The 20,232-nt window shown below is 69.9% G+C and carries 23 protein-coding genes; 17 read left to right on the forward strand and 6 right to left on the reverse strand.

Annotation, left to right across the window (positions count from 1 at the left end; all coding sequences use genetic code 11):
- Positions 1–16 precede the first annotated feature (16 nt).
- The 4 genes from OH802_RS13190 (at position 17) to uppS (ending at position 3,024) form a co-directional block, all read left to right on the forward strand.
- A complete protein-coding gene (locus tag OH802_RS13190; protein WP_406028581.1) occupies positions 17–1,252 on the forward strand; it encodes an alpha/beta fold hydrolase in 1,236 nt (411 codons plus the stop codon).
- Positions 1,253–1,318: 66 nt separating this feature from the next.
- Positions 1,319–1,798: a hypothetical protein gene (locus tag OH802_RS13195; RefSeq protein WP_406028583.1), complete on the forward strand. Its 480-nt coding sequence runs from the start codon at positions 1,319–1,321 to the stop codon at positions 1,796–1,798.
- A 15-nt stretch (positions 1,799–1,813) separates the two neighbouring features.
- Entirely contained in the window at positions 1,814–2,359 is a 546-nt protein-coding gene (locus OH802_RS13200) for a GrpB family protein (RefSeq protein ID WP_406028585.1), read from the forward strand.
- Complete coding sequence (gene uppS, locus OH802_RS13205; protein ID WP_406028587.1) at positions 2,359–3,024, forward strand: polyprenyl diphosphate synthase; 666 nt, start codon at positions 2,359–2,361, stop codon at positions 3,022–3,024. The genes OH802_RS13200 and uppS overlap by 1 nt, the downstream gene beginning before the upstream one ends.
- Position 3,025: 1 nt before the next feature.
- Here the strand turns inward: uppS and OH802_RS13210 are convergent, their stop codons facing one another.
- Both OH802_RS13210 and OH802_RS13215 read right to left on the reverse strand, forming a co-directional pair.
- Complete coding sequence (locus OH802_RS13210) at positions 3,026–3,352, reverse strand: hypothetical protein (RefSeq protein WP_406028589.1); 327 nt, start codon at positions 3,350–3,352, stop codon at positions 3,026–3,028.
- Complete coding sequence (locus OH802_RS13215; protein ID WP_406028591.1) at positions 3,349–4,212, reverse strand: SCO6745 family protein; 864 nt, start codon at positions 4,210–4,212, stop codon at positions 3,349–3,351. Before OH802_RS13215 ends, OH802_RS13210 begins: the two co-directional genes overlap by 4 nt.
- 169 nt (positions 4,213–4,381) lie before the next feature.
- On the opposite strand from OH802_RS13215, the gene OH802_RS13220 reads away from it, so the two are divergent.
- From OH802_RS13220 to OH802_RS13240, 5 genes are all read left to right on the forward strand, one after another.
- Positions 4,382–5,782, forward strand: coding sequence for a glycine--tRNA ligase (locus OH802_RS13220; protein ID WP_406028593.1), 1,401 nt, complete (start codon positions 4,382–4,384; stop codon positions 5,780–5,782).
- Positions 5,783–5,876: 94 nt separating this feature from the next.
- Complete coding sequence (locus OH802_RS13225; RefSeq protein ID WP_406028595.1) at positions 5,877–6,560, forward strand: hypothetical protein; 684 nt, start codon at positions 5,877–5,879, stop codon at positions 6,558–6,560.
- Between the two features lie 51 nt (positions 6,561–6,611).
- Complete coding sequence (gene dusB / locus OH802_RS13230) at positions 6,612–7,748, forward strand: tRNA dihydrouridine synthase DusB (protein WP_406028597.1); 1,137 nt, start codon at positions 6,612–6,614, stop codon at positions 7,746–7,748.
- Between the two features lie 236 nt (positions 7,749–7,984).
- Positions 7,985–8,890, forward strand: coding sequence for a mucin-2 protein (locus OH802_RS13235; protein WP_406028599.1), 906 nt, complete (start codon positions 7,985–7,987; stop codon positions 8,888–8,890).
- 290 nt (positions 8,891–9,180) lie between these two features.
- Positions 9,181–10,170, forward strand: a complete 990-nt coding sequence (locus OH802_RS13240; RefSeq protein WP_406028601.1) for a mucin-2 protein — start codon at positions 9,181–9,183, stop codon at positions 10,168–10,170.
- Positions 10,171–10,250: 80 nt separating this feature from the next.
- On the opposite strand, the gene OH802_RS13245 is transcribed toward OH802_RS13240, so the two are convergent.
- Both OH802_RS13245 and OH802_RS13250 read right to left on the reverse strand, forming a co-directional pair.
- Positions 10,251–10,475 carry a hypothetical protein gene (locus tag OH802_RS13245; RefSeq protein WP_406028603.1) on the reverse strand — a complete coding sequence of 75 codons (225 nt, stop codon included), beginning with the start codon at positions 10,473–10,475 and terminating at the stop codon, positions 10,251–10,253.
- Positions 10,476–10,570: 95 nt separating this feature from the next.
- The gene (locus OH802_RS13250) at positions 10,571–11,413 is read right to left on the reverse strand and encodes an SDR family oxidoreductase (RefSeq protein WP_406028605.1); all 843 of its coding nucleotides are present in this window, start codon (positions 11,411–11,413) and stop codon (positions 10,571–10,573) included.
- A gap of 92 nt (positions 11,414–11,505) precedes the next feature.
- Here OH802_RS13250 and OH802_RS13255 point away from each other — a divergent pair, with 92 nt between their 5' ends.
- From OH802_RS13255 to OH802_RS13280, 6 genes are all read left to right on the forward strand, one after another.
- Entirely contained in the window at positions 11,506–11,967 is a 462-nt protein-coding gene (locus OH802_RS13255) for an Rrf2 family transcriptional regulator (protein WP_160028336.1), read from the forward strand.
- Between the two features lie 136 nt (positions 11,968–12,103).
- The gene (locus tag OH802_RS13260) at positions 12,104–13,510 is read left to right on the forward strand and encodes a CitMHS family transporter (RefSeq protein WP_406028607.1); all 1,407 of its coding nucleotides are present in this window, start codon (positions 12,104–12,106) and stop codon (positions 13,508–13,510) included.
- A 17-nt stretch (positions 13,511–13,527) separates the two neighbouring features.
- Positions 13,528–14,772 (forward strand): deoxyguanosinetriphosphate triphosphohydrolase, encoded by a 1,245-nt coding sequence (locus tag OH802_RS13265; RefSeq protein WP_406028609.1) that lies wholly within the window; start codon positions 13,528–13,530, stop codon positions 14,770–14,772.
- Between the two features lie 42 nt (positions 14,773–14,814).
- Positions 14,815–15,210 carry an ArsR/SmtB family transcription factor gene (locus tag OH802_RS13270; protein WP_406028611.1) on the forward strand — a complete coding sequence of 132 codons (396 nt, stop codon included), beginning with the start codon at positions 14,815–14,817 and terminating at the stop codon, positions 15,208–15,210.
- Positions 15,207–15,686 carry an SRPBCC family protein gene (locus tag OH802_RS13275; protein ID WP_406028613.1) on the forward strand — a complete coding sequence of 160 codons (480 nt, stop codon included), beginning with the start codon at positions 15,207–15,209 and terminating at the stop codon, positions 15,684–15,686. Before OH802_RS13270 ends, OH802_RS13275 begins: the two co-directional genes overlap by 4 nt.
- 5 nt (positions 15,687–15,691) lie before the next feature.
- Positions 15,692–16,321 (forward strand): maleylpyruvate isomerase family mycothiol-dependent enzyme, encoded by a 630-nt coding sequence (locus tag OH802_RS13280; protein WP_406028615.1) that lies wholly within the window; start codon positions 15,692–15,694, stop codon positions 16,319–16,321.
- Positions 16,322–16,329: 8 nt separating this feature from the next.
- On the opposite strand, the gene OH802_RS13285 is transcribed toward OH802_RS13280, so the two are convergent.
- On the reverse strand, positions 16,330–17,718 hold the full coding sequence (locus OH802_RS13285; RefSeq protein WP_406028617.1) for a GntP family permease: 1,389 nt from the start codon (positions 17,716–17,718) through the stop codon (positions 16,330–16,332).
- 67 nt (positions 17,719–17,785) lie between these two features.
- On the opposite strand from OH802_RS13285, the gene OH802_RS13290 reads away from it, so the two are divergent.
- Both OH802_RS13290 and OH802_RS13295 read left to right on the forward strand, forming a co-directional pair.
- On the forward strand, positions 17,786–18,718 hold the full coding sequence (locus OH802_RS13290) for a 2-hydroxyacid dehydrogenase (protein WP_406028619.1): 933 nt from the start codon (positions 17,786–17,788) through the stop codon (positions 18,716–18,718).
- The gene (locus OH802_RS13295) at positions 18,718–19,509 is read left to right on the forward strand and encodes a carbon-nitrogen hydrolase family protein (RefSeq protein ID WP_406028621.1); all 792 of its coding nucleotides are present in this window, start codon (positions 18,718–18,720) and stop codon (positions 19,507–19,509) included. Before OH802_RS13290 ends, OH802_RS13295 begins: the two co-directional genes overlap by 1 nt.
- A gap of 18 nt (positions 19,510–19,527) precedes the next feature.
- Here OH802_RS13295 and OH802_RS13300 read toward each other — a convergent pair whose 3' ends face one another.
- On the reverse strand, positions 19,528–20,214 hold the full coding sequence (locus OH802_RS13300; RefSeq protein ID WP_406028623.1) for a class E sortase: 687 nt from the start codon (positions 20,212–20,214) through the stop codon (positions 19,528–19,530).
- Positions 20,215–20,232: the final 18 nt, after the last annotated feature.

The following is a 20,232-nucleotide window of genomic DNA, read 5'->3' on the forward strand; positions in this document are numbered from 1 at the left end:
GGCATAGGATCGGCTGGTGCACACCGAGACGATCCCCGGACTGGTCCTGATCGAGCACGAGATCGAGGTGCCCCTCGACCATCGCGGCGGCGGGCCGGAGACGCTGACCGTCTTCGCCCGCGAGGTGCGTCGTCCGGGCGATCGCGACGACCGCGACGCGCTGCTCTTCCTCCAGGGCGGCCCGGGCGGGGAGAGCCCGCGCCCGATCGACCTCCCGATGGCGCCGGGATGGCTCGAGCGAGCGCTGGAGGACTATCGGCTGATCCTCCTCGACCAGCGGGGCACCGGACGGTCGACACCGCTCACCGCGATGACCGGGATGAGCCCGCAGGAGCAGGCCGACTACCTGGCCCACTTCCGCGCCGACTCGATCGTCGAGGACGCCGAGCTCCTCCGCTCGTCCCTGGGGATCGAGCGCTGGTCGCTCCTGGGCCAGTCCTTCGGAGGCTTCTGCTCGCTGCGCTACCTCTCGGCCCATCCCGAGTCGCTGCGCGAGGTGATGTTCACCGGGGGAGTGCCGCCGGTCGGGTTGCCCGTCGACGAGATCTACGCCGCGACCTTCGCCCGCACCATCGAGCTCACCGAGCGCCACTACGCCAGGTTTCCCCGGGACCGCGACCGGATGCGGGCGCTGATCGAGCGCTGCGACGCCGGTGAGATCCGGCTCCCGCACGGCGGCCTGCTCTCCGCCCGCCAGGCACGGTCCCTCGGCAACCGGCTCGGCATGACCGGCGGCTCCGAGCAGATCCACTACCTTCTCGAGCGCGATCCGGCCGGACTCGGCTTCGGTCACGAGGTCGCGTCGCTGCTGCCCTTCAGCGGCCACTCGCCGCTCTACGTACTCGTCCACGAGGCCTGCTACGCCGATGCCCAGGCGACCCGCTGGGCCTCCGCGCGTGTCCAGCCCGCGGCGTACGAGGATCCGACCCTCTTCACCGCCGAGCACCTCTTCCCGTGGCACCTGACCGAGGACCCGCTGCTGGCTCCCTTCGCGGAGACGGCGGACCTGCTGGCCGAGCGCGAGTGGCCGAGCCTCTACAACCCGAGCGCGCTCGCCGCCGTCGACGTCCCGTGCGCCGCGGCGGTCTACTACGACGACCCCTACGTCCTGCGTGAGCACTCCCTCGCCACCGCCGAACTGGTCCCCACCCTCCGCCCGTGGGTCACCAACGCCCACCTCCACAACGGTGTCCAGGTCGCCCCCGAGGAGGTCCTGGACCGCCTCATCGGGATGGTCCGCGGGCGCGTCTGACGACGGTTCGTCAACGAAGGGCCAACATCCGCGGCAGCGCGCGACGGTGCCGGGCATCATGAGCGCATGAGCCTGCCCTCGACCGCTTTTCGTACCGCCTCCTTCGTCGTCACCATGGTGCTCGTCGGGCTCGCCTACCCGGTGCTCGCCGGGTTGGTCTACGTCGGTCTCCTGGTCGCATCCGTGACCGGCGACCAGGGGATGGGCGGACCGCTCGCGGGGCCGGTGCTCGTCCTGCTCGGTGCTGCCGTCGGGGCGCTCTGTACGGCCATCGCCGCGCCCGCGGCGCTCGCCGCCCGTGTCGTGGGTGGCCTCAAGGGAGTCCTCGCCGGCGCTGCGGTCCTGGTGTTCCTCACCGCCGGAGCCACCTGGCTGGCCTGGCTCCTCTTCGGGCTGTCCGGGAGCCCAGCGGTCACCGCCGCGGTCCTGGTCGTCGCCGCGACCCCGGCGGTGCTCGTCCTCGCGCTCTCCGACGCCGTCGCGGGTTCGTCACCGGCCTCCGCCTCCGGCCCCGTCCATTTGCCGCCGAAGTCTGAGCCGACCTGAGAGACTCTGGTTCCTGTGAGCATCGATGTAGTGGCGTACGACCCGTCGTGGCAGGACCGGTTCGAGAAGGTTGCAGCGGTACTGAGCGGCGCGCTGGCTGACGGCCCGGCCGCGAGCGTCGAGCACGTCGGCTCGACCTCGGTGCCGGGTCTCGCCGCGAAGCCCATCCTCGACATCGACGTGATCGTCGCGCCGGAGGACGTCTCCGCCGCGGTCGCCGCGCTCGTACGCATCGGCTACGTCCACCGCGGCGATCTCGGCGTCGCCGGCCGCGAGGCGTTCTTCGCCCCCGACGAGGATCCGAGACGCCACGTCTACGTCTGCGCCGCCGGGACGCTCAACGTACGCAACCATCTCGCCGTCCGCGACGTCCTGCGCCGCCGCGACGACCTTCGCGACGAGTACGCAGCGGTGAAGCTGGCGCTGGCCGCCGAACCGGACATGGACATCGACACCTACATCGCCCGCAAGTCCGACGTGATCCAGAAGGTCCTCGCTGCCTCCGACCTGACTGACACCGAGCGCCGCCAGATCCTCTCCCTCAACGACCCGAGCCGCTGATGCTGCCCACCCATGTCGGCGTGGTGATGGACGGCAACCGCCGCTGGGCGAAGAAGGCAGGATTCGCGAACCCGGGCGCCGGGCACGATGTCGGCGCCGACCATGTCGAGGACCTGCTGGGCTGGTGCACCCGGTGGCGGATCGACCACCTCACCTCCTACGTCCTCTCCGCCGACAACATCCGGAAGCGCCCGAAGTCGCAGGTCGACCACCTGTTCGGCATCCTCGCCGACAAGCTCCCGCAGACAGTCGTACGCAGCGACCGCTGGGCCCTGCACGTCTCCGGCGATCTCTCCCTGCTGCCCGTCGCCGCCGCCGAGGCGTTGCGCGCGGCCGAGCGGGAGACCGCCGACCGCCCGGCCCACCTGACGATGGCGATCGGCTACGACCCGCACGGTGACATCGTCGAAGGCATCCGCCGCGCGATCGCCGCTGGCGTCACGAAGATCGACGAGCGGGCGATCACGGCAGCGCTGCCCGGCGGCCCGGTCAAGGAGATCGACCTCGTCATCCGCACCAGCGGCGAGCAGCGCCTCTCCGGCTTCTTCCCCTGGCAGACCTCGAACGCCGAGATCATCGTCAGCGAGAAGCTCTGGCCCGACTTCACCGAGCACGACTTCGCCGACGCCCTTGGGCTCTACGCCGAGAGACGATCGGGCGGCTAGGTCAAAGCTGCAGCGCGTACGCCGCCATCCGGTACGCCACGGCAACGCCGTCAGGGTCGTGGGACGAGTCGTCCTGGAGGACGGACTCGGCGTGGGCGCGGATGCTCTGCGAGGGATCCTCGGTCAAGAGGTCACGGCAGAGGCCGTCGACGACGCCGCGAGCGTCGTGCTCGTCGAGGCCCTCGAGGACGTTGCCGAGGTCGAGCAGCATCGCCGCCTCGGCGAAGATCTCCTGGAGGGTCTCCAGGTCGGCTTCGGTGCCCGGGCGCGCGGCGGCCTCCTCGGCCAGGCCGAGGACGGGGAGGAGGCGAGGGTCGAGGTCACTCATCGGTCGAGGTCGTCGAGGTTCAGGCCCATCGGTGACTGGCCGGGGATCTCGCCGGAGGCGACCACAGCCTTGGCCAGTGGTCGCAGCAGCGCGATGAGCTCGTCGATCTCGGCAGGCTCCAGGGTCGCGTACGCCGTGGCAGCAAGCGCATCGGTCGTCGACTCGATCCCGGCCTTGGTCTCCCGGCCGGCATCGGTGAGGGACTGGCCGTCGTCGGTGACGAGCCCGCGGGATTGCAGCCCGGAGACGAGGGTGTCCCACTCGGTCTCGTGGATGTTGCGGGAGGTGGCGTAGACCGACGGGGAGGTGCCGTTGGCGAGGGCGTGGAAGACGTGCGACTCGCGGCCCCCGATCCCGGCAGCCAGCAGGGTCGCGACGTGACCGTCGCCGCGGTGTTCGCGCAGCAGAGTCGCCGAATCCCATAGGAGGGTCAGCGGGTCGTCGGAGACGGGGAGCGAGCGCAGCGCGGCGTACAGGGCCCGTCCCTCCGAGGGTGCGCCGAGAGCGGCTCGTGAGGCGAGCGAGGCAGCCCGGGTGACGTCATCGGCGAGTGGGCCGAGGTGACGGCGGAGCGCGGCGACGGCGCCGGTGCGGCGGGCCTCGTGCGCGGCCTCGGGCGGAGCGTACGTCCAAGCGTCGGGAAGTGCCCGGGAGACGTGCGAGAAGGCGAAGTTGTAGAAGACGGCATGGACGACCTCGGCCGGAACCGCCCCCAGCGGAGCGGACCGAGCGGCGAAGTAGCCCATCCAGTAGCCGCGGTAGCCGGCCTCCTTGAGCAGGGCGATCGGTTCGGGTGAGAAGTAACCCACCGCATGGATCGGCTCGAGCAGCTTCCACAGACGACGCGCGTTCGACTCCATGCTCAGCGACGCTATCGGCAGATGCCCGAGCAGCCGAGCGAATTGGCCCCGCGGGCGGCGTACATAACAAGATGACACCACGGATAGGATTTCCCTGTCGCTGTAGACATCCCCCTCAACACCAGGCCCGGCAGCCGGCCGGGCTCACCTCGAGCAGAGAGCATTCATCGTGGCAAAGCCGCCAGCATCGACCCTTGACCTCGTCGTCTCCCTCGCCAAGCGGCGCGGATTCGTCTTCCCCAGCGGCGAGATCTACGGCGGCACCCGGAGTGCCTGGGACTACGGCCCCCTCGGTGTCGAGCTCAAGGAGAACATCAAGCGCCAGTGGTGGAAGGCGATGGTCCAGCAGCGCGACGACGTCGTCGGCCTCGACTCGAGCATCATCCTGCCGCGCCAGACCTGGGTCGCCTCCGGCCACGTCGAGACCTTCAACGACCCGCTGGTCGAGTGCCAGTCCTGCCACAAGCGCTACCGCTTCGACCACCTCCAGGAGGAGTACGCGGAGAAGAAGGGCATCGACGACCCCGACACCGTCGTCATCAACGATGTCGTCGCCTGCCCGAACTGCGGCACCCGTGGCGCCTGGACCGAGCCGCGTGAGTTCTCCGGCATGCTCAAGACCCACCTCGGTGTCCTCGAGGACGAGTCGGGCCTGCACTACCTGCGTCCCGAGACCGCGCAGGGCATCTTCGTGAACTTCGCCAACGTGGTCACCTCGACCCGCCAGAAGCCCCCGTTCGGCATCGCCCAGACCGGCAAGAGCTTCCGCAACGAGATCACGCCGGGCAACTTCATCTTCCGCACCCGCGAGTTCGAGCAGATGGAGATGGAGTTCTTCGTCAAGCCGGGCGAGGACGAGGAGTGGCACCAGTACTGGATCGACGAGCGCACCCGGTGGTACACCGACCTCGGCATCAACCCCGACAACCTGCGCCACTACGAGCACGCCAAGGAGAAGCTGAGCCACTACTCCAAGCGCACCGTCGACATCGAGTACCGCTTCAACTTCCCCGGCTCCGAGTGGGGTGAGCTCGAGGGCGTCGCGAACCGCACCGACTTCGACCTCGGCACCCACATGAAGCACTCGGGCCAGGACCTGCAGTACTTCGACCAGGCCAACAACGAGCGCTACCTGCCCTACGTCATCGAGCCCGCGGCCGGTCTGACCCGCGCGCTGATGACCTTCCTCGTCGACGCGTACGCCGAGGAGGAGGCCCCCAACGCCAAGGGCGGTGTCGACAAGCGGGTCGTGCTCCGTCTCGACCACCGGGTCGCACCGGTCAAGATCGCCGTGCTCCCGCTCAGCCGCAACGAGGCGCTCTCGCCGAAGGCGAAGGCGCTCTCGGCCGAGCTGCGCGCCAATTGGGCCGTCGACTTCGACGACTCCCAGTCGATCGGCAAGCGCTACCGCCGCCAGGACGAGATCGGTACGCCGTACTGCGTCACCGTCGACTTCGACACCCTCGAGGACAACGCGGTCACCATCCGCGAGCGCGACACCATGAAGCAGGAGCGGATCCCGCTCGAGGGCGTGAGCCGCTACTTCGCCGAGCGTCTGATCGGCGCCTGAGGCAGTACTTCACCGCCGGGCCGTTACCACCTCGTAAACCTTGCAGGGGGCGTCCTGCTGCGCGATCTCGAGAGGCGTGCGGCAGGATGTCCCCATGCAACGAGCGGGGTCCGTACTCGCCGCATCCGTCACGGGTGCGGTCATGGCCATGTCAGTGATGGGGTGCAGCGGCACCGCGCCGAGGACGAACGCGCCCAAGCCGTCCGGGAGCGCATCCGCCTCGTCCTCCGCATCGCCCTCGGCGTCGGCCTCGCCCTCCGCCGGGGCGCTCACCGAGCCCGGTGCCGACCGCGAGCTCGGTGAGACCGCGACGGTCGAGTGGGCGCCCAAGGAGGGTGTCGACGGCAAGCTCTCGATCACCGTCACCAAGCTCGAGTCGACCTCCTACAAGCAGACCTTCTCCGGGTGGAAGCTCGACGAGGCGACGCTGGCCCGCGCTCCCTACTTCGTACGCGCCACCGTCAAGAACGACGGCAAGACCGACCTCGGTGGCTACGACGTACCGCTGTGGGGCCTCGACGACGATGGCAACCTGGTCGAGGCGGCCGCGTTCAAGGAGCCGTTCAAGCCCTGCGGCGGCAAGACCTTCCCCAAGCCGTTCGCGCCCGGCGCCAGCGTCAACGCCTGCCTGGTCATGCTCGTCCCCGACCAGGGCAAGCTCGTCGGCGTGAGCTTCCGGCCCTACGAGGAGTTCGACCCGATCACCTGGGAGAGCGAGCCGACGCCGTACGTGGCGCCGAAGCCCTCCGGCTCCCCGTCCGCCTCGCCGACTTCTTGACGCCGACCGCTTGATTTCGTACGGCGCGCCGCTGGCCGGACAATGGAAGGCATGTCCCTCCCTGGCCCCCTGAAGCTCGGCAGCCTGACCGTCGACACCCCTGTGGTGCTCGCGCCGATGGCCGGTGTCACCAACGCCGCCTTCCGGCGCCTGTGCGCCGAGCAGGGTGCCGGCCTCTACGTCTGCGAGATGATCACCTCCCGCGGCCTGGTCGAGGGCGACCAGCACACCAAGGACATGCTCGTCTTCGACGAGGCCGAGACCGTACGCAGCGTGCAGCTCTACGGAACCGACCCGGTCTACGTCGGCAAGGCGACCGAGATCCTCTGTGCCGAATACGGGGTGGCGCACGTCGACCTCAACTTCGGCTGCCCGGTGCCCAAGGTGACCCGCAAGGGCGGTGGGGGAGCCCTTCCGTACAAGCGCGGTCTGCTCGGCGAGATCCTGGAGCACGCCGTACGCGCGGCGGAGCCCTACGGCGTACCGGTGACGATGAAGACCCGCAAGGGCATCGACGACGCCCACCTGACCTACATGGACGCCGGCCGGATCGCCCAGGAGAGCGGCGCCGCCGCGATCGCGCTGCACGGGCGTACGGTCGCCCAGGCGTACTCCGGCACCGCCGACTGGGACGCGATCGCCGAGCTCAAGGCCTCGGTCGACATCCCGGTGCTCGGCAACGGCGACATCTGGGAGGCGGCCGACGCGATCCGGATGGTCGAGGAGACCGGTGTGGACGGTGTCGTCATCGGCCGCGGCTGCCTCGGACGTCCCTGGCTCTTTCGCGACCTGGCGGCCGCTTTCGCCGGTGAGACGGTCAACGTCCTGCCGAATCTCGGCGAAGTGACCGACATCATGCGGCGCCACGCCGAGCTGCTCTGCGAGCACATGGGCGAGGAGCGCGGCTGCAAGGAGATCCGCAAGCACATCGCGTGGTACCTCAAGGGCTTCGGCGCCGGTGGTGAGCTGCGCCGGACCCTCGGCCTGGTGAACAGCCTCCAGGACCTCGACGAGATGCTCGCCAAGCTCGACCGGAACGAGCCTTTCCCCTCGTCACAGCTGGGTGCGCCGCGTGGGCGGCAGGGTGCGCCGCGGGACAAGGTGGTCCTTCCGGAGGGGTGGCTCGACGACGCCGACGGACGCGGCTGCGGGTTCGCCGAGAACGTGTCGGAGACCTCCGGCGGCTGAGGCTCCGGGGCCCGTTCGGATGGGTCCTGAGGGGCGTTTTCAGCCTTCGGAATCAGTCGCTCGACAGGTACAAGACTACGCAAAAACTCGGTAAGGGAATTGGAATACCCCCTGTCGTGTGTGTTGTACTCATTGCCGTGCCGAGCCCCCACCAGCACAACCCTCGACGGGTTTCATCCGTTGAAACCGTGGGAAAAACTCGGGCACAGACCATGTAGTCGAGCAAAGGATTGCGTGTGGCCGGCAGCCACAGAGGCGACACTCGGGCCGTCCGTAAGACCAAATCCATAGTTGTCAGCGCAGGGGTCGCGGTTCTCGCGACAGGCGCCGCAGTCGGCGCCGGAGCCGCTTTCGCGGAGCCAACCTCCTCCCTGATCGCCAAGAACGCAGGCGCATCCGTCTCCTCGTCCAAGGCCAACGTGCCGAGCACCCGTGACGACGCGCGCGTCGCCGGCGACCGTCGCGAGACCGTCGTCAGCCGTGACGGAGGCGACCGCGAGTCGGTCTCCTCGGTCGAGACCCTGACCAAGGGCCCCGAGCAGGTCGAGACCGGCACCGCCAAGGCAGTCAAGCGCTGGACCGAGGAGACGCTCAACCTCTGGTCCGCCTACGGCAAGCACGCCACCCAGTCCGGTGAGATCGAAGCCGGCGAGCTGGTCTACGCGACCGGTCGCACCGAGTCCGGCCGCGACGAGATCCTCGTCGACGGTGAGGTCGCCTGGGTGACCGCCGGTCACCTCGTCGACGAGAAGCCCGAGGAGACCGGTGTCGCAGCCGGGGTCAGCACTGCCGCGTGCGGTGACCCCGCGGTCGAGAGCGGTCTGGTCGCCGACGCGGTCACCGTCTACCGCGCGGTCTGCAACGCCTTCCCCGAGGTCGCCTCCATGACCGTCGGCGGCTGGGACGGACACGGGGAGCACTCCTCGGGCAAGGCGCTCGACTTCATGCTCTCCGACAAGGCGCTCGGCGACTCGATCGCCGCCTACCTGCAGCAGCACGCCGCAGAGCTCAACCTCTACGACATCATCTGGTACCAGCGGATCTGGACGCCGGTGCGTGCCTCGGAGGGTTGGCGCTACATGGAGGACCGCGGGTCCACCACCGCCAACCACTACGACCACGTGCACGTCTCCACGAACTGACGCGACTGGCCTCGAAAACGCAGGTCGGCCCGGGCTCTCGAAGCCCGGGCCGACCTGCGTTTTCGGTCCGTCGGAAGATCAACAACTTCGCAAAAGTCTCCGACCCATCGTGGGATACCCCCGCAGGTGTGTGCTTGACTCAGGCGCTGTGCCCGGGCTCACGACCCAGCTTCAGCGGAAGTGGCGAAGGGCGTTCTCGGGCGATACCCCCACATTGTCGAGCGAAGGATTGCGCAGTGGCCACCAGCCACAGAGGCGATTATCGAGCTGTCCGTAGAACCAAGAATGCCGTGGCGACCGCAGGGATCGTCACGTTCGCGACCAGCGGTGCGATGGCCGCCGGGGCGGCCGCGGCGAACCCCGGCGTCGTGATCTCCGAGGTGGAGGAGAAGTCCGGACTCCGGCTGCCGTCACTGGCCGATCGGCGCATCGAGGCGGAGGCCGAGGCGAAGGCGAAGATCCCGGCGCTGCCGACGACCCGGGAGGACACCCGGATGTCGAACGACCGCCGCGAGGTCTCCGGCCGGGAGACGACGGTCAGCCGCAGTGGCGAGCGTGGGGGAGAGGCGGCGACCAACGCGCTGAGCGAGGTCGCCACGATCGAGTCGCTGATCGAGCGGCCGACGTCGGTCAGCGGCGGTGCCCAGAAGGCGGTGCTGCGCTACGTACAGGACGACGTCACTGTCTACGCCTCCTACGGAAAGCGCGCCAAGGAGCTCGGCGAGCTGAAGCTCGGGCGCGCGGTCTACTACACCGGCCGCGACGAGGGTGGCCGCCAGGAGATCGTCCTGGAGGGCAACCCGGTGTGGATCCCCGAGGGCAACCTCGGCAAGACCAAGCCTGAACCCCCGCCCGAGCCCACTCCCACGCCGACCCCGACGCCCTCCCCGACGCCGTCGGAGGACGCCCCGGCGGGCCTGGACTTCTCCGCCTGCGGCGACTCCTCGGTCGAGGACGGCCTGGTCTCCGACGCGGTCGACCTCTACCGCGCCGTCTGCAACGCGTTCCCCGCGGTCGCTTCCGGCACCACCTACGGCTACGACCCGCACGGCGAGCACATCAGCGGCAAGGCACTCGACTTCATGACCGACGACAAGGAGCTCGGCGACGCCATCGCCGCCTACGTCCAGGAGCACGCCACAGCGCTGAACATCTACGACATCATCTGGTACCAGCGCATCTGGACCCCGGTCCGAGCCGACGAGGGCTGGCGCCCGATGGAGGACCGCGGCGACCCGACGGCCAACCACTACGACCACGTGCACGTGGCCGTCAACTAGATCGCCGAGTCGGCGCGTCTTGACGCGCCGACTCGGCGGGATTTCTGGTCAGGACAAGCCGACTCGGCGGGCTTGGCGGCTCAGAGGACCGCGCCTCGTGGCGCTACTTCCACCGTGGAGATCCCGCGCGCGTACAACAGCAGCAGTCGGTCGCCGTGCCGACAGCGGATGACGCCGGTGTCGCTCGACAGCACGGTGGCGAGGTGGTCGATCGCCTCGGCCTCGCTCGCCGTCTCGACGTCGTCGTAGATGACGTCCATGCTGTCACCGCCGATGAGTCTTACGCGAAGGACGATGCCGGCCATGATGCCCGCCTCTCGACCGGCATAAAGCGGTGTCCGGATGGAGGCCTCAGGTCCGGTCAGTCACCCCAAATCTACGCCGGGCCGCCAAGGCGAGATCAGACCAGCGCGCTCAGAGGGGTGGGCTTGCGGCCACCGACCTGCTCGACGACGTCGGTGACGGTGGCGAGCTTGCCGAGCCGGGTCGCGGTGCCGAACGAGGTGAGCAGCGGGGCGATGAAGTCCGGGAGCCCGGCGGAGACCAGGCCGGCGGTGTAGGCGTCGTCGTCGACCTGGACGACCTCGACCGGCTTGCCGGCCTTCTCGGTGGCGAGCTCGGCCAGATCGGCCGCGGTGTAGGCGTGCGGGCCGGTGACGTCGTACGCCTTGCCCTCGTGTCCCTCGCCCGTCAGGACCCCGGCGGCGACGGCCGCGCAGTCGGCCCGGGTGACGTAGGCCGCGCCGCCGTCGCCGGTGTTGGTGACCAGCTGCCCGGTCGCGGCGGCCTGGGCGACGGAGTCGACCTGCATGTCGGCGTAGAGGTTGTTGCGAAGCATGGTCCAGGCCAGGCCGCTCTCGCGCAGCGCGTCCTCGGTGGCGGCGTGGTCGGCGACGACGCCGGCAGGGTTGTCCGCGGTCGGCCCGGAGACCGAGGTGTAGGCCATGTGGCGCACTCCCGCCTTGACGGCCGCGTCGATCGCGGCGAGGTGTCCCTCGACGCGGGCGCCGACGGCGTCGGTCGAGATCAGCAGTACGCGCTCGACGCCGGCGAAAGCCTCGGCCAGCTCGTCGGGCTTGCTGAAGTCGGCGGCACGGACGTCGGCACCGCGCTCGGCGTAGTCGGCGAGCTTGGCGGGGTCGCGGGTGAGGAGCACGACCTCGGCGGGGTCGACGGTCGTGAGGAGCTGGTCGGCGACGAGGCGGCCGAGCTGGCCGGAGGCACCGGTGATGGCGATGGTCATGGGAGTCCTATCGGTAGTGCCGTAACTGTAGTCACGGCGGTGACGGTTTTATAAATGTAGTCATACCGATGGCAATAAGGCAAGATGGGGGTATGGCCGCCCCGACGAACACCCGTTTCGCGGTGGCCGTCCATGTCCTGACGTACCTCGCCTCGTGCGCTGCCGCCGGCCGCACGACCCCCGTCAGCTCCGACGAGCTCGCCGGCAGCACCGCGGTCAACCCGGTCCATGTGCGCAAGGTGCTCGGTCCGCTGCGTACGGCCGGTCTGGTTCGCTCCCGTCCCGGCGCCCACGGGGGATGGGAGCTGGCGGTCGACCCCAAGACGGTGAACCTCGCCCAGGTGTGGCAGGTGCTGCAGGGCGACGATCAGGTCCTCGGCATCCATGGCCCCAACCCCGCCTGCGCGGTGGGCGCCAACATCCAGGGTGTCCTCGTCGACCTCGACCGCCGAGTGGCCCGCGCCGTCCTCGACGAGCTCTCGGGGATCACGCTCGACGACGTCATGTCGACGGCCGGTTTCAACGCGGAGGACTTCGCGATCCTGCTGCCCTGAGGGCCGTTTTCGCGCTTGACCGCAACGACCACAACGTCCGTTACGACGGCAACGTTGACCTGTGGTGCGCGTCACCCACAGTCTCGGGTGTCACCACGTGACGGTCAGCACACGGCGTAGAGAACCAGGATCGGCAATGCTCGTAGCACTCGGCTTCATGATGGTCGCCCTCTTCATGTTCCTGATCATGTCCAGACGGGCGACCCCGGTCGTCGGCCTCATCGCGGTGCCGGTGGCGTTCGGCATCGCCGCGGGCGCCGGGCTGGGCATCGGCGACATGATCGTCGACGCGGTCAAGGAGCTCGCGCCGACCGCAGCGATGCTGTTCTTCGCGATCATCTTCTTCGGGATCATGATCGACGTCGGCCTGTTCGACCCGCTGGTCAAGCTGATCCTGCGAATGGTCGGCTACGACCCGATGCGTCTGGTCGTCGGGACCGCTGTCCTCGCGATGGTCGTCTCGCTCGACGGCGACGGGTCGACCACGTTCATCATCGTGACCTCCGCGCTGCTCCCGCTCTACCTGAAGCTCGGGGTGAGCCCGGTCGTGCTCACCGTCGTGGCCGGCCTCGCCAACGGCGCGATGAACATCCTTCCGTGGGGCGGTCCGACGGCCCGCGCCGCTGCTTCGCTCGGTGTCTCCCCGTCCGACGTGTTCGTGCCGATGATCCCGTCGATGATCGCGGGTCTGGCTGTCGTGCTGGTCTTCGCCGTGCACCTGGGATACCTCGAGCGCCGCCGGATCGGGTCGCTGGAGCTGACCGAGATGACCCAGACGACCGAGGCGAGCGTGCTGGTCGGCGCCGGTGTCCCCGCCTCGGTCACGGCTGGTGCGGGAGGCGACTCGGGCCGCGGCTCGGGCCACGACGAGGAGAACGAGGACGCGGACTGGTTCGCGGACGGGCTCGACCCGAAGCGCTCGACGCTGCGACCGGGGCTGTTCTGGTTCAACGCGCTCCTGACCGCCACGCTGCTGGTCGTCCTCGTGCTCGACATCCTGCCGATCCTGGTGCTCTTCATGGTCGCCGCGGCCATCGCGCTGGTCGTCAACTTCCCGCAGGTCAAGGAGCAGCAGGAGGCGATCACCCGGCATGCGCCGAGCATCGTGTCCGTGGTGGCGATGGTGTTCGCCGCGGCCGTGCTGACCGGAGTGTTCCAGGGCACCGGCATGGTCGAGGCGATGGCGCGATGGCTGATCGACATCATCCCGCCCGCGCTGGGCCCGCACATGGCGGTGATCGCCGGCGTACTCAGCCTGCCGTTCACCTTCTTCATGAGCAACGACGCCTTCTACTTCGGCGTCCTCCCGGTGCTCTCCGAGGCGGCGTCGACCTACGGCATCGCTCCGGAGGAGATGGCGCGCGCCTCGATCACCGGTCAGACCTTCCACATGCAGAGCCCGCTCGTGCCGGCCATCCTGCTGCTGGTGACCTTGGCGCGGGTGCCCCTCGCCGATCACCACAAGAAGGTGCTGTGGCGCGCAGCCGCGGTGTCGCTCACGATGCTGGCCATCGGGGTGCTGACCACGGCGATCCCGTTGTAGCCGATAGCCTCCTGGATGTGGAGCTATATGGGGCCGCCGACCGCGAGCGGATCGTCGCCGAGCCGCCCAAGCGGGTGGTCGCGCCGGAGCGTACGCAGTTCGAGCGCGACCGCGCCCGCGTGGTGCATGCCGCCTCGACTCGGAGGCTGGCGGCGAAGACTCAGGTCGTGGGCCCGCAGGCCGACGATTTCGTACGCAACCGGCTGACCCACTCGCTCGAGGTGGCCCAGGTCGCGCGGGACTTGTCGCGCGCCCTGAACGGCCCGGACTCGCCGCAGCCCGACATCGCCGAGACCGCGGCCCTCGCGCACGACCTCGGGCACCCGCCGTTCGGGCACAACGGCGAGAACGTGCTCGCCGAGCAGGCGAAGGGGATCGGTGGGTTCGAGGGCAACGCCCAGACGCTGCGCATCCTGACTCGCCTGGAGGCGAAGACCTTCGACGCCGACGGGCGCTCGGTCGGGCTCAACCTGACCCGGGCGACGCTGGACGCGTGCACGAAGTACCCGTGGGGCTTCGGTGAGCGGAAGGGGTCGAAGTTCGGGGTCTACGAGGACGACCTGCCGGTCTTCACCTGGCTGCGCGCCGCGGACGCCGGACAGCGGCAGTGCGTCGAGGCGCAGATCATGGACCTCTCCGACGACGTCGCCTACTCCGTCCATGACGTCGAGGACGGCATCGTCGCCGGCAAGGTCGACCTCGCCCGCCTCGACCTCGACGGCGTCGCCGCGACCGTGGCCGACTGGTACGTCCCGGGCTTCGACCGCGCTGTCGCGGTATCGACCATCGCCGATCTGAGTGCCGCCGGCTGCTGGATCCCCGAGGGCGCCGCGTACGACGCCTCTCGCCGTTCCCGGGCCATGCTCAAGAACCTGACCTCCGACGTCATCGGCCGGTTCTGCGGGGCGGTGCGGGAGGCGACGTACGCCGCCGGCGGCGGTCCCTACGTCCGCTACGGCGCGGACCTGGTGGTGCCGGAGCAGACCCGCCTGGAGATCGCGCTGCTGAAGGGGATCGCGGCGCACTACGTGATGCGCACCGACGAGCGGGCCGTGAAGATGGACCGCCAGCGCAACCTGCTCGGCGAGCTCCTCGAGCACCTCGTCGCCACCGGACCGGACGACCTCGACCGGCAGTTCGCCGACGACTGGCACGACGCGGCCGACGACGCCGCCCGGCTCCGCGTCGTGATCGACCAGGTCGCCTCGCTCACCGACATCACCGCGCTGGCCTGGCACGAACGGCTCTGCCGACGCCCTTGACCACCATTGCGGTCACGTCATTTAAGCGTTACCTTAAATGACGTGACCGATGTCTGGTACGCCGTCTCGGACTCCACCCGCCGCCAGATCCTGGCCCGGGTGGCCGCCGGGCCATGCTCGGTGGGCGAGATCACCGATGCCCTGCCGGTGAGCATGGCCGCGGTGTCCCAGCACCTCAAGATCCTGCGCGAGGCCGGGCTGGTGTCGATCACCCCGGCCGGTCGTCGCCGGATCTACCAGGCCCGGCTCGAGGGCCTGGCCGAGCTGCGCGCCGAGCTGGAGACCTACTGGACCCAGGCGTTGCATTCGTTCAAGCAGGTGGCTGAGGACAGCTACCGGGCAGAGACGACCGGAGCGAGGTCGGGCGGCGAGCTTGCTCGTCCGCACGCGCCGAGCGAGGGAGTCAGCGAGCACAGCGAGCAGAAGGAGCAGCCATGAGCACCACCCGCGACAAGACCTCCGTGGACCTGGAGATCACCGTCGACGTCCCGGTCGAACACGCCTTCAAGGTGTTCACCGAGGACTTCGACCGGATCAAGCCGCGCGAGCACAACATGCTCCCCGTCGAGATCGCCGAGACTGTGCTGGAGCCACGGGTCGGCGGTCGCGTCTACGACCGCGGTGTCGACGGCAGCACTTGTCAGTGGGCGCGCGTCCTCGCCGTCGAACCGCCCCACCGGCTGGTGATCTCCTGGGACATCACCCCCGACTTCCAGCTCGAGCCGGATCCGTCGCGGTGCAGCGAGGTCGAGTTCACCTTCACCTCAGTGGGAGCGGAACAGACCCACGTACGCCTCGAGCACCGGCACCTCGACCGGCACGGCGCCGGGTGGCAGGGCTGGCGTGACCGGGCCGCCGGACCCGACGCCTGGGGGATCTATCTGGAGCGATTCCGGGCTCTCGCGCAGGCGTGATCGGGGTGGACCGCACCGCGCTCGCGACGGCCGAACGGAAGGATCTCGCCGACTTCCTCGAGACGCTCGAGCCGAAGCACTGGGAGCGGCCCTCGCTGTGCAGCGGGTGGACGGTGCGAGACGTCGTCGCGCACCTGATCAGCTACGAGGAGATCGGGCTGGGCGAGTTCGCCGGGCGCTTCCTGCGCGCCGGGTTCCGGTTCGGCCGGATGAACGCCCGCCGGCTCGAGGAGTTCGGTGCCCGGGCTCCGGCCGAGCTGGTCGCCTACGTGCGGGCGCATGCCCGACCGTCCGGACCGACGGCGATGGCCGATGCCAGGATCGGGCTGACCGACGGCCTCATCCATCACCAGGACATCCGCCGGGCGCTCGGGCGGCCGCGCGAGGTGCCGGCCGAACGGCTCGCGCCGGTGCTCGACTTCGCGCTGATGGCCCCGCCGCTGCCGGCCAGGCGCAACGTACGCGGCCTGCGTCTGGTGGCCACCGACCTCGCCTGGTCCCACGGGAGCGGCCAGGCGGTCACCGGGCCGGGCGAGGCGCTGCTGATGGCGGTCTGCGGACGGGCAGACGCACTGCCCGAGCTCGCCGGGCCGGGGCTGGCGACGCTCGAGAGCAGGGTGCGGCGTACCGACTGACCCTGGAGCTAGGGAACGACGATCCAGAGCGCCGACGCGATCACGAAGACCGAGAGGCCGAGGGTGGTCTCCAGGACCGTCCAGGTCTTCAGGGTGGTGATGACGTCCATCCCGAAGAATCGGCTGACCAGCCAGAACCCGGAGTCGTTGACGTGGGAGAGGACGGTCGCGCCGGCCGCGATGGCGAAGACGAGCAGGGCGATGTCGAAGTTGCCCAGCCCCGCAGCAGCGACCTGCGCGGAGATCAGGCCGGCGGTGGTGGTCAGCGCGACGGTCGCGGAGCCCTGGGCGACCCGGAGCAGGGTCGCGATCAGGAACGCCTGCACGATGAGTGACATCCCGAGACCGGAGAGTGAGGTGGACAGCGCCTCGCCGATCCCGCTGATGCGCAGCACGCCGCCGAACATCCCGCCGGCGCCGGTGATCAGGATGATCGCGCAGATCGGGCCGAGCGCCTTGTCGACGATGTCGCTCGCCCGACCGATGGGGAACCGGCCAGGCGCGAGCACGAAGATCGCGACGAGCACGGTGATCAGCAGCGCGATCGGGGTCTGGCCGATGAGGATCAGGGCGCTGGCCCAGGTGGCGTCTTCGCTGACCGTCCCGGCGGCGACCAGCGTGCTGGCGACCGTGTTGAGGCCGATCAGGACGAGGGGCAGCGCCAGGAGGAGCACGACGGTGGCGAACGGCGGGGGAGTGGCGCCGCTCTCCAACACGTCGTCCGTCTCACCGGTCGCGAAGACGTTGGGCGGCTCCGGGTTGTATCGCGCGCCGAGCCTGGTGCCGACGAGGTAGGCGCCGGGGATCCAGGCCAGGACGGCGACCGGCACGCCGATCAGGAGGGTGAGGCCGATGTCGCCGCCGAGCTCCGTGGCGGCGGCGACCGGGCCCGGGTGGGGCGGCACGACCGCGTGCATCGCCGCGAAGGCACCGGCGGTGGGCAGGGCGTAGATGAGGATCGAGCCGCCGAAGCGCCGCGCGACCGCGAAGATGATCGGCAGGAAGACGACCAGGCCGGCGTCGAAGAAGATCGGGAACCCGAAGATCAGTGCGGCGACGCCGAGCGCGAGCGGGGCACGCTTCTCGCCGAACGCGCCGATGAGCGTGTCGGCGAGCACCTGCGCGCCGCCGGTCACCTCCAGCAGCCGTCCGAGCATCACCCCGAACGCCACCAGCAGTGCCACCGAGCCGAGTGTGGCGCTGAAGCCCGTCAGCATCGCCGCGGGCACGTCGGCGACCGGGATGCCGGCCACGACCGCGGTGACCGCGCTGACCAGCACCAGCGAGATGAAGGCGTGCAGCTTGACCTTGACGATCAGGACGAGGAGCACGGCGACGGCGACGGCGGCGATCAGGAGCATCACCCAAGTCGGGTGAGCGGGGGCCAGCGGATCCATGGCGGTCACCCTAGCGACGGGATGTGATTCAGGTCACCCCTACCGGGGTATGGGAGAGTCTCCCGGTGTGAGCGATCCCCTCGTCTGGCTGCCCTTCGACCCATCCGAGCTGGGCGAGGTGCCCGCAGGTCTCCGCTTCGAGCTCTTCGACCACACCCGCTTCACCGGTGGCGAGGTGGAGGTGCCCGACTCGGTCGGTGAGGTGGCCTTCTACCTGCCGCCCTACATGCTCGGCTCGCGCATCTTCGACGTCGTCAGCCAGATGACCTCGCTCCGGGTCGTACAGCTGCTCACCGCGGGGGTCGACGCCGCCCGCGGCCACATCCCCGAAGGCGTGACCCTCTGCAACGGCCGCGGCATCCACGACACCTCGACCGCCGAGCTCGCCGTCACGCTGATCCTGTCGTCGCTGCGGGGCATCCCCGGCCACGTACGCCACCAGGACGAGCACGCCTGGCGGCCGGGCTGGTTCCCGTCGCTGGCCGACAAGAGGGTCCTGATCGTCGGGTACGGCGCGATCGGCCGGGCCATCGAGGCACGGCTGCTTCCGTTCGAGACCGAGGTGGTCGGGGTCGCGCGGACCGCGCGGGAGGGTGTGCACGGCTTCGACGAGCTCGACACGCTCGTGCCCGAGGCCGACGTGATCGTGCTGGCCACGCCGCTCACCGACGAGACCCGCGGTCTCGTCGACCGGAAGTTCCTGGGACAGATGAAGGATGGTGCGCTGCTGGTCAATGTCGCCCGTGGCGGTGTCGTCGTCACCTCCGACCTGGTCGCCGAGCTCGCCACGGAGCGGATCCATGCGGCGATCGACGTCGCCGAGGCCGAACCGCTCCCGGCGGAGAGCCCGCTGTGGAGCTCGCCCAACCTGCTCATCACGCCGCACGTCGGTGGCGCGTCGAGCGCGATGTGGCCCCGTGCCTACCGGGTCGTACGCGAGCAGCTCGAGCGGTTCGCCGCCGGCGAGCCGCTCGCCAACGTGATGTCGGGCGCTTACTGATGCTGCGGATCGCGGTCGTCCAGGAGACGGCGGTGCCGGGCGACGTGGCGGCCAACGTCGCGACGGCCGCGGACCGGGTCCGCGAGGCGGCGGCGAAGGGCGCCCGCCTGGTCGCCCTGCCGGAGACGTTCACGACCTCCTGGGATCTCGACGCCTTCGACGGCCCGCTGCCCTCGCTCGACGACACCGCCTGGCTCGCCCCGGCGCAGGCCGCGGTGGACGAGACCGGCGCGGTGCTTGTCCTCAACTCGCCCCTCGCTCAGACCGGACGACGGGCGATCACCAGCCTGGTCATCGCGCCGGGGGAGGAGCCGGTCGCGGCGTACGACAAACAGCACCTCTACCCGCCGGAGGTCGAGCGCTTCGAGCCCGGCCAGCACGGCACGACGGTCGAGATCGACGGCGTCCGGGTGTCCCTGTCGGTCTGCTACGACGCCAACTTCCCCGAGCACGCCGCCGCGGCGGCCGCCGACGGCGCGATCCTCTACCTCAACACCGGTGCCTACTTCCCCGGCGGAGGTCACCGGCGGGATCTGCACTACGCCGCCCGGGCGCTCGACAACTCGATGTACGTCGCCTTCGCCGGTCTCGTCGGCGGGCCGCTGGGCCTCATCGGCGGCTCCGCGGTCTACGACCCGCTCGGCCGGCCGGTCGAGCGGCTCGACGACGCCACCCCTGGGATGGTCGTCGCCACGATCGACCCGGCCGAGGTCGCGCGCGCCCGGGATGAGCAGCGGATGTGGGCCGACCGCCGAGCCGACCTCGGCCCGCGGCGTACGCTCCGCCTCTAGCCGTCCGTCAGCCGTCCGTCAGCCGGCCGGCTCCTCGGCGACGAGCCTGCCGAAGGCGATCATCCGGTTGTCGGTGTGGAAGAGCTCGGAGCAGGTGGTGAGGGTGATCAGGCGCTGGCCCTCGACCTGCTCGGGCTCCACCCCGCCACGGTCGGGGTTGTCGGGAAGCGGGTCGGTGACCCAGGCGGAGGTGAACGGCACGATCAGGTCGTCGCCGTCGCTGGTGAGGGCATAGACGTACGTCTTCTCCCTGGTCAGCACGCGGATCTCGTCGCCTTCGCGGAGCTCGGGGAGGTCGCGCAGCGGCTCGCCGTGGGTGATCCGGTGGCCGGCGAGCGCGAAGTTGCCGACCTCGCCGGGCCCGGCGGTGCCGGAGAAGTGGCCGAAACCGGCGCCCAGGGCCCGGTCCGAGGTGCCTTCGAGGACTGGGATCCGGTAGTCCTCGCCGAAGCGGGGGATCTCGATGAGCGCCTCGGCCGAACCGAACTCGGTCGTGGCCTCGGCCCTGCCCGAGTCCCACGCCTTCTCGATCGTTGAGGTCGCTTCCTGCTGGCGTTGTTTGCTGACGATCGTGGTGCCGTAGAGCTCCCAGGCGGTGTAGCCGAGGAGCCCCACACCGGCCAGGACCATCACGAGGCCGAGCCAGAAAGTCGCCCGGCGGGCCCGCGTTCGGGCCGGCGGTCGGGCCGGTGTGGTGGTGGACATCAGGTCAAGCATCTCAGG

The organism is Nocardioides sp. NBC_00850 (assembly GCF_045207335.1).
Lineage (GTDB): Bacteria > Actinomycetota > Actinomycetes > Propionibacteriales > Nocardioidaceae > Nocardioides.

Bases quoted from the DNA above. Each gene is read 5' to 3' on its own strand.
- OH802_RS13215 (WP_406028591.1), bottom strand. From the start codon at position 4,212: ATGGAGTCGAACGCGCGTCGTCTGTGGAAGCTGCTCGAGCCGATCCAT.
- OH802_RS13260 (WP_406028607.1), top strand. From the start codon at position 12,104: ATGCTCGTAGCACTCGGCTTCATGATGGTCGCCCTCTTCATGTTCCTG.
- OH802_RS13285 (WP_406028617.1), bottom strand. From the start codon at position 17,718: ATGGATCCGCTGGCCCCCGCTCACCCGACTTGGGTGATGCTCCTGATC.
- OH802_RS13300 (WP_406028623.1), bottom strand. From the start codon at position 20,214: ATGTCCACCACCACACCGGCCCGACCGCCGGCCCGAACGCGGGCCCGC.
- OH802_RS13250 (WP_406028605.1), bottom strand. From the start codon at position 11,413: ATGACCATCGCCATCACCGGTGCCTCCGGCCAGCTCGGCCGCCTCGTC.
- OH802_RS13255 (WP_160028336.1), top strand. From the start codon at position 11,506: ATGGCCGCCCCGACGAACACCCGTTTCGCGGTGGCCGTCCATGTCCTG.
- OH802_RS13210 (WP_406028589.1), bottom strand. From the start codon at position 3,352: ATGAGTGACCTCGACCCTCGCCTCCTCCCCGTCCTCGGCCTGGCCGAG.
- OH802_RS13245 (WP_406028603.1), bottom strand. From the start codon at position 10,475: ATGGCCGGCATCGTCCTTCGCGTAAGACTCATCGGCGGTGACAGCATG.
- OH802_RS13225 (WP_406028595.1), top strand. From the start codon at position 5,877: ATGCAACGAGCGGGGTCCGTACTCGCCGCATCCGTCACGGGTGCGGTC.
- OH802_RS13295 (WP_406028621.1), top strand. From the start codon at position 18,718: ATGCTGCGGATCGCGGTCGTCCAGGAGACGGCGGTGCCGGGCGACGTG.
- OH802_RS13195 (WP_406028583.1), top strand. From the start codon at position 1,319: ATGAGCCTGCCCTCGACCGCTTTTCGTACCGCCTCCTTCGTCGTCACC.
- dusB (WP_406028597.1), top strand. From the start codon at position 6,612: ATGTCCCTCCCTGGCCCCCTGAAGCTCGGCAGCCTGACCGTCGACACC.
- uppS (WP_406028587.1), top strand. From the start codon at position 2,359: ATGCTGCCCACCCATGTCGGCGTGGTGATGGACGGCAACCGCCGCTGG.
- OH802_RS13275 (WP_406028613.1), top strand. From the start codon at position 15,207: ATGAGCACCACCCGCGACAAGACCTCCGTGGACCTGGAGATCACCGTC.